The 11,324-nt window shown below is 60.3% G+C and carries 10 protein-coding genes; 3 read left to right on the top strand and 7 right to left on the bottom strand.

Translation table 11 applies throughout. From position 1 onward, the window contains the following. The first annotated feature begins 413 nt into the window (after nucleotides 1-413). Entirely contained in the window at nucleotides 414-1,145 is a 732-nt protein-coding gene (locus IB259_RS07630) for a hypothetical protein (RefSeq protein ID WP_192328346.1), read from the top strand. Nucleotides 1,146-1,998: 853 nt separating this feature from the next. On the opposite strand, the gene IB259_RS07625 is transcribed toward IB259_RS07630, so the two are convergent. The 4 genes from IB259_RS07625 to IB259_RS07610 all read right to left on the bottom strand — a co-directional run bounded on the left by IB259_RS07625 (nucleotide 1,999) and on the right by IB259_RS07610 (nucleotide 5,835). Next, the gene (locus IB259_RS07625) at nucleotides 1,999-2,565 is read right to left on the bottom strand and encodes a hypothetical protein (protein WP_192328343.1); all 567 of its coding nucleotides are present in this window, start codon (nucleotides 2,563-2,565) and stop codon (nucleotides 1,999-2,001) included. 210 nt (nucleotides 2,566-2,775) lie between these two features. Then, complete coding sequence (locus tag IB259_RS07620) at nucleotides 2,776-3,210, bottom strand: hypothetical protein (RefSeq protein WP_192328340.1); 435 nt, start codon at nucleotides 3,208-3,210, stop codon at nucleotides 2,776-2,778. Between the two features lie 1,082 nt (nucleotides 3,211-4,292). Beyond that, complete coding sequence (locus IB259_RS07615) at nucleotides 4,293-4,868, bottom strand: hypothetical protein (RefSeq protein WP_192328337.1); 576 nt, start codon at nucleotides 4,866-4,868, stop codon at nucleotides 4,293-4,295. A 106-nt stretch (nucleotides 4,869-4,974) separates the two neighbouring features. Then, nucleotides 4,975-5,835, bottom strand: a complete 861-nt coding sequence (locus IB259_RS07610; RefSeq protein WP_192328335.1) for an SAM-dependent methyltransferase — start codon at nucleotides 5,833-5,835, stop codon at nucleotides 4,975-4,977. A gap of 221 nt (nucleotides 5,836-6,056) precedes the next feature. Here IB259_RS07610 and IB259_RS07605 point away from each other — a divergent pair, with 221 nt between their 5' ends. Further along, complete coding sequence (locus IB259_RS07605) at nucleotides 6,057-6,461, top strand: VOC family protein (protein WP_192328332.1); 405 nt, start codon at nucleotides 6,057-6,059, stop codon at nucleotides 6,459-6,461. Between the two features lie 36 nt (nucleotides 6,462-6,497). Next, nucleotides 6,498-7,127: a LysE family translocator gene (locus IB259_RS07600; protein ID WP_192328330.1), complete on the top strand. Its 630-nt coding sequence runs from the start codon at nucleotides 6,498-6,500 to the stop codon at nucleotides 7,125-7,127. 87 nt (nucleotides 7,128-7,214) lie between these two features. Here IB259_RS07600 and IB259_RS07595 read toward each other — a convergent pair whose 3' ends face one another. From IB259_RS07595 to IB259_RS07585, 3 genes are read right to left on the bottom strand one after another with little or no spacing between them, the layout of a single operon-like run. Then, nucleotides 7,215-8,384 (bottom strand): CMD domain protein, encoded by a 1,170-nt coding sequence (locus IB259_RS07595; protein WP_192328325.1) that lies wholly within the window; start codon nucleotides 8,382-8,384, stop codon nucleotides 7,215-7,217. A gap of 18 nt (nucleotides 8,385-8,402) precedes the next feature. Beyond that, nucleotides 8,403-9,698, bottom strand: coding sequence for an acyl-CoA thioesterase/bile acid-CoA:amino acid N-acyltransferase family protein (locus IB259_RS07590; protein ID WP_175181337.1), 1,296 nt, complete (start codon nucleotides 9,696-9,698; stop codon nucleotides 8,403-8,405). A 3-nt stretch (nucleotides 9,699-9,701) separates the two neighbouring features. Then, nucleotides 9,702-11,273 carry an ABC transporter substrate-binding protein gene (locus IB259_RS07585; protein ID WP_192328321.1) on the bottom strand — a complete coding sequence of 524 codons (1,572 nt, stop codon included), beginning with the start codon at nucleotides 11,271-11,273 and terminating at the stop codon, nucleotides 9,702-9,704. Between the last annotated feature and the right edge of the window lie 51 nt (nucleotides 11,274-11,324).

Raw genomic sequence — 11,324 nt, 5'->3', positions numbered from 1 at the left:
TTGCGATTGTTGGATTCATAGGCCGGCCTTGAAAAAAGGTGTCAGACACAATTTCGCTTCCTAAAAGCTGCGAAATTGGAAAAATTGTAGTCTGCCCCCCTTTCCTCGTGCGCGAGGAAAACGAAATCCAGAATGCCGTGGCGTAAAATGGTTTCGCCATTCGTTTCAAGTGACATACGCTCATGAAAAATCGGCCGCACACCATCCAGAGGCTAAAACAGAATCCTCAGGGGAAACTCATTAGCTGGTATCGGACGAATCCGACACATTCAAACCAGCTTTGCCCATACTGCGGCCGAGGTGTCGGACAGAATTCGCCGATTTTGTCGAACAGAGAACACCTTTTTGCACGTAACTTCCCTCCTGCTGAGGCATGGACCGCCGGCTCTTTTAACTTCTTGTTCCGGGCCTGCATGGACTGCAATTCCGAAAAGGCCGTATTCGAGCGTCAGGTCGCAACATCTACCTTACTTATGTCGCCGGCGCTGCAAACCGACGAACGTGCATTGAGCGATGCCCACAGGAAGGGGAGCAATGACTATCACTCAGTTCAGCGAGAACCAGCAACGGGAAAAAAGGTCTTGATGCGCGACGCACTGGAAAAGTGCGAAATCTCGTTTGGCCCCAGCGCCGGGGTCAGCTGTCGCATTGGGTTCGTCGCGCCCGCAACGGCCCCCGATCGTGCTATCAGAGGGCTAGCCATTCGGCATGTACAAGGGCTTTTCACCCTTGTTACAACACCGCCAGATGCCTATGCTGAAGCTGGCCAGCAACGCTTCTTGCCCGCTGCATTTGTCCACGTTTGGAGTTGGTATGGCCCCAACAACTGGGGATCGGCGCAGCTTCAGGCATGGACGGCGAAAACCAGGGGGTGGCCCTTGCACGCCAATATTAATACTGCCGATGGCTACGTTCGCGCCGAGATGAGAAGGTGCGCGTCCATGCAATGGTTTTGGTTTCTCGAGTGGAACAAGGCGCTTCGCGTCGCAGGCATCATTGCTCCCTTTGGTCCCATTGCAATTAAGGAAATGAGGTTCTTGGGTGACTTCGATCCGACCGCACGACTATGCATAACCGAAGAGATCCCACTCGCGCCCGAGGCTGATGTGCTATTTACCGACAGAATCCCGGATTCATTCATATAGGCCGCCCCGGCCAACAGTGTCGGCATTGACCATAGCAGGATAGTGGCCTGTGTTAATCGGGTTCGAAATCAAGCTCGACGCCTCTCTTAGAGAAAAAGGTGTCAGGCTCTAAGGTTTCCCCACGAATTCATCGGCATCCTCCCACGGATTCGGCGGTGTCGTGGGGTACTTGCAAAAGCCCAAGTACTGACGTTTTGGCCAGAGCCAAAGCCCGTTCGGCATAGATCACAGCTAAGAAATTGTGGTATGAAACAATTTATTGCAATTTTCCCGGCGAGGCAAAGGCAGGACTGGATGCCAAGAAAGTAGCGAAGCCCGCAGCCAAAGGGTCGAGGAAGACTCTCTAGATGAGAAATAGCGGCGGGGGCAACAGGGAGGCTTCGCTCGGCAATAGGGCCTCCCACTGAACTATCTGCCCACTTGAGATAGCAATTGGCTCGCCGGAAATGATGCTTCTCGCAAACGTGTCGACAACTGTCGAATCCGGTGCGCGTAGCAAGATCCTCTCTTCATCCACTGGTCTATACCATATTCCCCCCACCGGCATCCACAGGGCGCGATCTATATTTCTTGTATAAAAGGCACCAATCGGTCTTCCTCCATCTTGAGCCCGGCTGCCGTAAACACGTAGCAGCGCCACAGTGAATGGGTAGATCACGCCGCGGATATTTCTCCGATCTTGTGGGCTTGGTCTGTATGGCATTGCCTTAACTTTTAATGCGCGAAAGGGAATGGCGCTGAGACCATTCAGCGACAATAATGATGCGTGCGAAGAACAATGTGTCGGAGTACAATTTAACTGGCCAAATTGTAGTCTGACGATTTTTTCCGTGCTAGGTAGAAGTGTGGAGCGTTAGATGGAGCCAGGTTGTTGGCGAAATCTGGCTGAGGCTCTTCCTTCTTTAAGTAGTGCTTGATATGCCTCACCAATGACTCGCTCGGTTTCCTGAATTTGAGTGAGAACCAGCTTCAACTTCTGCGTTATCTCATCCTTGTGCGCTGAATCGGGAAGTTCTCCTAGAAGTTGGGACATGCTTCTTAAGCGGTTAACTTGGGAAAACGCCAAGGCGAGTCGGTTGCTAACCAATTCACTGAAAAGATCTGCCTTGTCCAGAAACTGCGATGGTAATTCAAAAGTTATCAGTGAGGTTCTGGATGCAAATTCCTTTCTTCCCGTATGGCTGTCCAGTACTTTGAATAGGTAAGTGGTATCTTCGCCGCCCGGCGGAACAATCAGGCTCCTGAGTTTGGCGATCTCTAACTGGGCACCACCTACCGGAGCTATCATCATTTGAGAAAGAAGGCGCCTGGACGCTCGCCGTTCGCGACGTCTGCGATGTCCATCGACGAGCCATATCGACAAAGCGGTCAAGGCGGCAAAAGCAGTCCAATCAATTTTTAATTCTTCGAAGAACAGCATCGATATCGTCCTGGTGTTGATGTGAGCTTCATATTTGATGCCCGCGTAGTAGATATTTGCGTCCCCGTTTATATAGATGAGGCCCCACTGAATACTCACAAAATATAAGGGTGTCAATAACCGGGTCAAGTAGTGCTGGGCGAATGACCGCCGCAAAGTCCGTTGGATGCTCGGCTGGTTGAGGGTGTTAGGAGCCGACTGAGCATTGCCTCACCGTGCTTCGGTACTGATGACACCATCCTTGTTACGCTCAATCATGACAGAGCTCTCTGCCGGAAACGAGGAAAGTTCCACCTGCAGAGGTGGATCAAAGGCGTGATTTGTACTGACCTCGTATGTTGCGGTTCCTGAGACAGGTTCAATCCAGATTCCCCACACTGAAAGAACTTCGCTTGAAGTACCCGCGGCTTCATGCATCTGCCAGAATTCAGGCAGTTCGACGCGAGAGGCGCGCTCCGCCTCCGTTATGACTGCGGGGATCGCAGTCCAGATCGAAGGAAATTGCTGACAAGCCGACTCCAGAGCGGCGTCTTGTTGTTCTGGGCCGCCAAACACCACCCATACGAGAGTCCCCCCGATCTGATATTCAAGACGGTCGGAGTACTCTCCAAGCAGCGAGGCTTGGCGTAGATCAGGTAATGACATATGGCACCTAACTTGATTGATGTAGACCGCGCGAAACCTTAGGCCATATCTGGCGCTTGTGGTCTAAACTGACGCGAAAAAATGCCGCGAAGGACTTGTAGCCTAACTTTGTGGCATGCATGTCGCACAAGAAACCAGTTTAACTTTAGCCGTCAAACCCGCCGACCCTTTCCCTGTTGCGCGCCACCGTTGCGGGATCATGTCCGTAAGCGCACAAGATAGGGTGTCAGACTAAAATTTCGTCTACCGCATACAGTTAATCGTCGCCCGGCACACTTTCCCCAAGATTGGATTCGTCAAGATTCGACCCCACAAGGTCCGCCATGTGATCGCATAGGCTTTCAATTCCTCCGATCAAATTGGACATAATCCAAGCATCCAACGGTTGCCCGCCACTAGTCTCAGGCTCATTCGCGCCGTTCCCCACAATTCGAGCAATAGCCCAAATCGCAGCGCACGCCCGCTCCATTTTCCGAAAGTCCGCAAACCGCACAGTGCAGAACTCCGGATCATCCGGCGTAGCCCATCGGTCATGAGTCAAAGGGTGATCGTCCATCAGCCGCTCCAGTATTGACGCAATAAAGAGAAGGCAGTCGCTATTGCAGCGACCATGTCGTCCGTCTTTTCCAGCTGTCAATCTGGGCGATCTTTGTGGGATTGCGATGCCAGTATCGAGTCCGGCGGGCATCGCAATCAAGCGTGACCCGTGTCAAATCAAGCACACTTGAGCCGAAATCTGCGCCATGCGTTGCGGCCATTTCCAATTCAGGCTCAGGTCACCCCGGCTCAGTCGTCATCTCCATCCCTTACACTTACCCGGATCACCAGGGAGCGATATGTCGATTCAAAGATTAGGCCGTTGCAGCATCCTCTTGTTCCTTGCCGCCTTGAGCTCAGGTTGCTCCTTAGGCGGTGAGTGCGGATGGAACCGCAGCAGCTGCATGTATGAAGGCAAGTACGAAGAGGGCGAGGAAGACTACGCGGAAGACGAAGCGAAGCGCTTGAACAAGAACTCATCCGATCGGTTGCGCCGCAGCTCTGGCAATTGATACGCGGATCGGGCGTTTCAAGCCCGTGAGGTCCTAGCCAGAGACTTGCCAGTCGCGAAACTGCTTGAACATGCGAAACCCCACATAGGTTTCGCTCCTGACCCAGCGCCGCCGGTAGTAGCAATCCCAGTAGCTGGTCATGCGTTGCTGCGCCAGATCCAGAAAGGCCGGACTGCCTCGAAGAGCCGTTCCATAGACGTGCTTGTCCAGCAAGGGTAAGCACGCCTCGATGTCCTGCAGGATTTCAACGACGTATTCGCTGCAGAGCTGCACCACGAACGGCACAACCCAATGCTCGGACGCCCCAACCAGCCGCTCAATTTGGCGCTGGCGCACGTGGCCGTCATGATGGCGTGACTGTATGCACGCGTAGATCAGTGCCTGGGGTTCGTCCAGCTTGGAAGACAAGGAGTCGCTGCCCCCATGCTGAACGCGATAGGGCAGCGTCAACGACTCGTCCTGCACGATGACGGACAATCCGCGGCCGCGTATGACCGAGGGGCAGATCTCTTCGGCGATATGTGCTGCTTCGGCTCGCCGTCGCGCGGGGAAGGCTGCTGTTAGCAGCGCGGTCTGCTCTGGCGCGGCCTTGCGCGGGCGAGAGGACATGTGGGGACTGCTGTTTGAATGGCGCTCACCGTGTCATACGGTGCATCTGGCAGAAGACTGCCGCACGCACGGATGCTGACGCTGCGGCATGAAGCAGGACAGGCGCTTACGCCGCCGCCTCTGCAGGTTGCGGCACAAAGAACCGATCCTTCAATTCCTGCAGCCCAATCCTCTCCAGCATCTCCGTCAGCCGCTCAGCCGCCTTCCTGCGCGGCAAATCCTTGTACTGCGCGATGATCAGCTCATTCTTCATCGAATGCTCCCACCCCACCAGCTCAGTCACGCTGACCTGATACCCATGGGCTTCCAGCTGCAAGCACCGCAGCACATTAGTGATCTGGCTCCCAAACTCCCGCGTATGCAGCGGATGCCGCCAGATCTCAGCCAGCGGATCAGCCAGCGCCTTCGCCTTGTTCTTGCGCAGCACCGAAGCCACTTCCGCCTGACAGCAGGGCACGACGACGATGTACTTGGCCTTCTTCTCCAGCGCGAAGTGAATCGCGTCGTCGGTGGCGGTATTGCAGGCGTGCAGGGCGGTGACGACGTCGATCGTGGCGGGCAGTTTGTCCGACGTGATGGAATCGGCCACGGACAGGTTCAGGAACGACATGCCGCCAAACCCCAGCCGCTTGGCCAGTTCTTCCGATGACTTCACCAGTTCTTCGCGGGTTTCGATGCCGTAGATGTGGGAGCCGTTCTTCAGCGCCTCGGGCTGTTCCTTGAAGAACAGGTCGTAGAGGATGAAGCCCAGGTACGACTTGCCCGCGCCGTGGTCGGCGAGGGTGACGGCGCCGCGTTGTTGTTGGACGTCTTTGAGCAGCGGTTCGATGAACTGGAACAGGTGGTAGACCTGTTTGAGTTTGCGGCGGCTGTCCTGGTTCATCTTGCCGTCGCGGGTCAGGATGTGCAGGGCCTTGAGCAGTTCGATCGACTGGCCGGGGCGGATGTCGTGGGTTTTGTCGGACATGGGGTAAGGCAATGCGCCCCGCGATGGGCGGGGCGCATAAGAAGGCGGAAAGCGTCAGTTTAACGAAAACACGGTCGACCCTGGCGGAGCGGGCGCGGACTGTGCCTCTTCCTGTGATCCGAATGATTTGGCATGCGAGTAACATGCCCGATGCGATTGGAGCAGGTCATGCATTTCTGAAAGTGTCCCGCCGCCAGGGCGGGCGCAGGGAGAGTCATCAAATGTTCAGCCATATCACTGTCGGAACGCGTGATCTTGAACGCGCGGGCCGTTTTTATGACGCAGTGTTGCTTCCGCTTGGATTGAAGCGTCGCGTTGTCACGCCGGATGGCGGGCCCTTGGCGCTTTGCTGGGTGACCGGTCAGGCGCTGCTGCCGCGCTTTTACGTCTACATGCCCTACGATGGCGAGCCGGCGTCGGCGGGCAATGGCAGCATGGTCGCTTTTCTGGCGCCTACGCAGGAAGCCGTGAGCGCGGCCCATGCGGGCGGTCTGGCGCAAGGCGGGACGGACGAAGGCGCGCCGGGAGCGCGTCCTCATTACGGTGACGGCTACTTCGGCGCATATCTGCGCGATCCCGACGGCAACAAGGTCCATATCGTTCATCGCGGGGACCTCCCGCAGTAACGCCGGATAGGTCCCGGCATTCCTGGAGAAACGCAAATGCTCGTGAGTCAGCTTGCTCTTGTGTACGGCACCTATCTGATTGCCACGGCCAGTCCCGGACCCAGCAATATGGCGATCATGGCAACGGCGATGCGTCACGGCCGTGTGCCGGCGCTTGCGCTGGCGGCGGGCGTCATTACGGGTTCGTTGTTTTGGGCGACGCTGGCTGCGACTGGGATTTCCGCTGTGCTGGCGGCTTCCGCCCAGGCGTTATTCATCATCAAGGTGGTGGGGGGAGTCTATCTGCTCTACCTGGCGTTCCGCACCGGCAGGTCAGCGCTGAGACCGGGCGCGGCCTTTGCGAAGGTGGAAACGGGCCGTGCGACGCCGCGCTATCGGGTGCTCTACCGCCAGGGCGTGCTGATGCATATCGGCAACCCCAAGGCGGTGCTGGCCTGGATGGCGATCATGTCGCTGGGGCTGGGGGAAAGCGCGTCGAACGGCACTTTGCCCGCGATTATTGGAGGTTGCGCGTTGCTCGGCGTGATGGTGTTTGGCGGCTATGCGATCGCTTTTTCGACCGCGCCGATGATCGCGCTGTACGCCAGGCTGCGGCGCTGGATCGAAGGAACGGTGGCCGTGGTGTTTGCCGTTGCGGGCGTCAAGCTGCTGACCTGGCAGCGTTGATATCGCGGCTTGTCATTGTCGATACTGGTCGGCGATGACAAGCCGCAGGCAAAGCGTCCGGCACGCAAGCGGCCGGACGCCGTGGGGTCAAGCCTTCGGGAAAACCGGCTCGCCCAAGTTCAGCATCAGGCGATTCGCCCAGGCGAAGATCGCATCCGAATGCAGCAGATCCAGGATCTCGCCTTCATTCAAGCCCGCATCCTTCAGGGCCTGGATGCTGTCGGCGTTCACCGAGGCAGGCGCTTCGGTGATCTGGATCGAGAACTTGCCGATGGCGAGTTCGCGCGCCGTGGTGCCGGCGGTGGCGGGATCCTCGAACACCTGCGCGATGACCTCATTGCGCTTGGCCAGTTGCTCAAAGCGCTGGGCATGGACGGACGCGCAGTACACGCAGCCGTTGATGCGCGACACGTAGGTCGAGCCCAGTTCACGCTCTGCACGCGACAGTCCACCCGGCGCGTACATGATGGCGTTGAAGGCCGTGGAGCGCTGGCGCAGGATTTCGGGCTGATGCACCAGGAACAGGTAGTAGTCCGAGACCTTGGCCTTGGGGTGGCTTTCTTCCAGGACGGCGACTTGTTCGGGCGTGGCGGTTTCGACGTTGACGACGTCGAGCCAGGCCTTCCACTCCAGCAATTCGTTGGTGAAGCCGTGGGCCTTGATCACCGCACCGGGCGCGGTGGCGGCGGTGTTGGCGGGGAAGGGAGCGGGCGGGGTGCCTGCGGCGCGTTCGGGCTGGCCTTCCAGCGCCTTCATGGCTTCCAGGCCGGCGACTAGGCGGACCTGGTAGGACAGGAAGGCGACGAGCTGGGACAGCGTGACCACGGCGGGCGTGGAGACGCCCGCGGCGGGCAGGGTCTTCAGCGCGGCTTCGTCGCCTTCGACGGGTTTCTCGATCAGCTTGCGCGTGAATTCCAGGATGGCGGCCAGGCGCGGGGTGGCGGCGTCTGACGGCTTGCCGGATTCGGCGACGGCGATGTCGGCCGGGGTGGCGCCGGCGTCGTTCAGGCGAGCGCGGTAGTGCGCGGCCAGCAGCGGCGACGGGGTGATGCGGGTGGCGTACAGCGCGACCAGCAGGCGCTCGGCCAGGGACAGGCCGGGCAGCGCGGGGTCGAACAGGGCGTCGTAGCTGCCTTGGGTGGCGGCGGCGACCTTCTCGCGGAAGTGGCGCACTTCGTAGGTCTTGGCGCCCGGGGCCAGGCCGATCAGGCGGTCGACGAGGTCGTCCGTGACGTTGTAGACGATGGGTTCAGCCATGCGGATCTCCTTGATGCTTTACTTGGCGGCGCGTGCTGCGACAGCGGCGTCCAGGAACTGCTTCACGCCTTCCCAGGATTCCTGGTCGGCGCGGGCGTTGTCCTTGGGGTTGCCGCCGCTGGTGCTGATCTTGCCGGACACGGGGTGGGCGTAGACGAGCTGGGTGGTGGGCACGTAGGGGAACAGGATGGAGTGCCCGCCGTTCTCGTAGTCCAGCCACTCGACCGGATAGGGGTGGTTCACCTCGGCCAGCTTGTCCTGCACCATCTTGGAATAGATGCTGGACGGCCAGGAGCCATCGTCGGTGCCGGACAGCAGCATGACGGGGCCCTGGATGTCCTCGACCTTGATGCGGGCGCGGGCCACGGCGTCGGGGTCTTGCAGGGCGGTGAGGATGGCTTTTTCGTGGCGGTGCGGCGAGGGGCCTTCGTCGAAGGGCGCCCAGGTGGCGGTGCGGTTGTTTTCCCAGACGTGGGGAATGGGCTTGCCGCCCAGCAGCCACGTGGGGCCTTCACGGCCGATCTTGGGATCGCAGGCGTTCTGGCCGCTGTGGACCACGGCGCCGGGCACGTAGGCGACCACGGCCGAGACTTCCTCGGGGAAGGTGGCGCCCAGCAGCAGCACCAGTTCGCCGCCGCGCGACTGGCCGCTGATGGCGACGAAGTCTTGCTTAGGCTGGACCTTCTTGCGCAGCCAGCGCAGGCCGGTCTGGAAGTATTCCAACGGAGTGTTGGAGATGTAGTCCGACAGGCCCGGCGCTTTGAAGTAGGCCAGCGCGAAGGCGGCGTAACCGCGCGATGCGTAGAGCGCCGCGCGCGGTTCGTTGATGCCGCCGCCGGAGCCGTTCAGGATCATGACGGCAGGGAACGGGCCGGGGCCGGGCGGCAGGTACAGCGTGCCGACCAGGCCTTCCTCGCGCACGTCCTGCCGGGTGACGCCGTCAGCCGCCAGGCGCTGGGTGAAGCTGGCCTGGGCCTGCGAGCCCGCGACGCGCGCCACTACGTCGGTGACCAGGGCCTCGGTCACCGGGTGGTTGAAGTGTTCGCGGCTGGACGAGTCCACGGGGGACTGCGACCAGACCAGGCCCATGGGCGCCACGCCTTCGTAGTCGCCGGACACGGGCGCGTCGCGGCCCAGGTCGACCGTGCCGTCGGCGCCCGCCACGAAGGCGGCCTGGCTTTGCCAGAGCACGCCGTTGCGGCGGGTCAGGGCGGTGATTTCCACCGTCTGGCCGGGCGCGACGTGTTCGACCCGGATCTGGCGTGGCACGTCGATCAGGTCGACGGCCGGGGTGATGGTAAGGGTGGGCGTCATGGCTTACTTGCCCGACTCTTTCGTCACCATCATGGCGGCCGTGCGGTCGCTGGTCATGGGGGTGACCTTCAGGCCCTTCTTGGTGGCCCAGATGTTCTTGTAGTGGAACAGCGGGATGATGCCGACGTCGTCGTACACGATCTTGACGGAGTCGCGCAGGATGGCTTCACGCTTGGCCACGTCGAATTCCGAGGTGGATTGCTCCAGCGCGGCGTCGACCTTGGGGTTGCTGTAGCGGCCCCAGTTGGACGCGCCCAGGCCCTTCTTGGCGTCGGCGGTGGCCAGGATGTTGACCAGCGCGTAGCTGCCTTCGCCGGTGCCATTGCCCCAGGCCAGCATGCTGACCGCGAATTCGTTCTTGTTGGCGCGGCCCGAGTACACGGCCCATGGCACGACTTCCACCTGGGTCTTGACGCCGGCGCGGGTCCAGAACTGCGCCACGGCCTGGGCGGTTTCCGGGCCTTGCGGGTAGCGGTCGTTGGGCACGTGCATGGTCAGCTTGAAGCCGTCCGGGTAGCCGGCTTCGGCCAGCAGCTTCTTGGCCTGAGCGACGTCGTTGGGGATGTCCTTGACGTCGGGGTTGTAGCCGATGGTGCCCTTGGGCATCCACTGGTTGGCTTCGGTGGCGGCGCCTTGCAGGATGCGGTCGGCGATGGCCTTGCGGTTGATGGCCAGGTTCAGGGCCTGGCGCACGCGCACGTCCAGCAGCGGGTTCTTGTCCAGCGGCTTGCCGTTGTTGTCGGTAATGTACTGGTTGGGCGCGGGGTTGAAGCTGGGCTGCAGCAGCATGACGCGCAGGCCGTCGTAGGGGTAGACGGACACGTTGGCGGCCTTTTGCAGCTTGGCCAGGTCGGACACCGAGACCTTGTCGATCACGTCCACGTCGCCCGCCAAGAGCGCGGCGGTGCGGGCGGCGGCGTTGTTGATGTAGCGGTAGTTGACCTTGTCCCAGATCTGCTTGTCGCCCCAGTAGGCGTCGTTGCGTTCCATGATGACGCGGTCACCGGGGGTATAGGACACGAACTTGTAGGGGCCGGTGCCGACCATGGCCTTGCCCGAGTTGTAGTCTTCGGTGGTGGACTTTTCACCGACGTGCTTGCTGACCACGTGCACCGAGGCCAGGTTCAGCGGCAGGTCGGGGTTGGGGGCCTTGGTCTTGACGATGAGGGTCAGCGAGTCCTTGGCGGTCATCGTGTCGATGGTGCGCAGATAGCCGGCATAGGTGGCCACGCTGCCCGGCACGGCGCGCGCGCGGGTGTAGGAGTAGATCAGGTCATCGGCGGTGAAGGGCGTGCCGTCCTGCCACTTGACGCCTTCGCGCAGCTTGAATTCCCAGGTCTTGTCGTCCAGCGGCTTCCAGCTGACGGCCAGGCCGGGCTGCAGCTTGTTCCACTTGTTTTCGATCAGCAGGTCCCAGAAGTGCAGGGCCACCGAGCGGTCGCCGGCGTGGTTGTTCAGCTGCGGGTCCAGGGACGACAGCGGGTCGGCGAAGCCGATGGACAGGTCGTCGGCGCTGGCGGCGGCGGAAGCGCCGAGGATGGCGGCGGTCAGGGTGGTGAGAATCAGGCGTTTCATGTTCGGAGTCCTTGGTATAGGGGGAACTGGCGGTTGGTTCGGGCGCCGCGG

Source organism: Achromobacter sp. ACM04 (genome assembly GCF_014851465.1).
GTDB lineage: Bacteria > Pseudomonadota > Gammaproteobacteria > Burkholderiales > Burkholderiaceae_B > Achromobacter > Achromobacter aegrifaciens.
This window is presented reverse-complemented; position numbering and strand designations above follow the sequence as displayed.

Excerpts from the sequence above, each read along its gene's own strand:
- IB259_RS07630 (WP_192328346.1), top strand. The coding sequence starts at position 414 with ATGGACTGCAATTCCGAAAAGGCCGTATTCGAGCGTCAGGTCGCAACA.
- IB259_RS07625 (WP_192328343.1), bottom strand. The coding sequence starts at position 2,565 with ATGCTGTTCTTCGAAGAATTAAAAATTGATTGGACTGCTTTTGCCGCC.
- IB259_RS07620 (WP_192328340.1), bottom strand. The coding sequence starts at position 3,210 with ATGTCATTACCTGATCTACGCCAAGCCTCGCTGCTTGGAGAGTACTCC.
- IB259_RS07615 (WP_192328337.1), bottom strand. The coding sequence starts at position 4,868 with ATGTCCTCTCGCCCGCGCAAGGCCGCGCCAGAGCAGACCGCGCTGCTA.
- IB259_RS07610 (WP_192328335.1), bottom strand. The coding sequence starts at position 5,835 with ATGTCCGACAAAACCCACGACATCCGCCCCGGCCAGTCGATCGAACTG.
- IB259_RS07605 (WP_192328332.1), top strand. The coding sequence starts at position 6,057 with ATGTTCAGCCATATCACTGTCGGAACGCGTGATCTTGAACGCGCGGGC.
- IB259_RS07600 (WP_192328330.1), top strand. The coding sequence starts at position 6,498 with ATGCTCGTGAGTCAGCTTGCTCTTGTGTACGGCACCTATCTGATTGCC.
- IB259_RS07595 (WP_192328325.1), bottom strand. The coding sequence starts at position 8,384 with ATGGCTGAACCCATCGTCTACAACGTCACGGACGACCTCGTCGACCGC.
- IB259_RS07590 (WP_175181337.1), bottom strand. The coding sequence starts at position 9,698 with ATGACGCCCACCCTTACCATCACCCCGGCCGTCGACCTGATCGACGTG.
- IB259_RS07585 (WP_192328321.1), bottom strand. The coding sequence starts at position 11,273 with ATGAAACGCCTGATTCTCACCACCCTGACCGCCGCCATCCTCGGCGCT.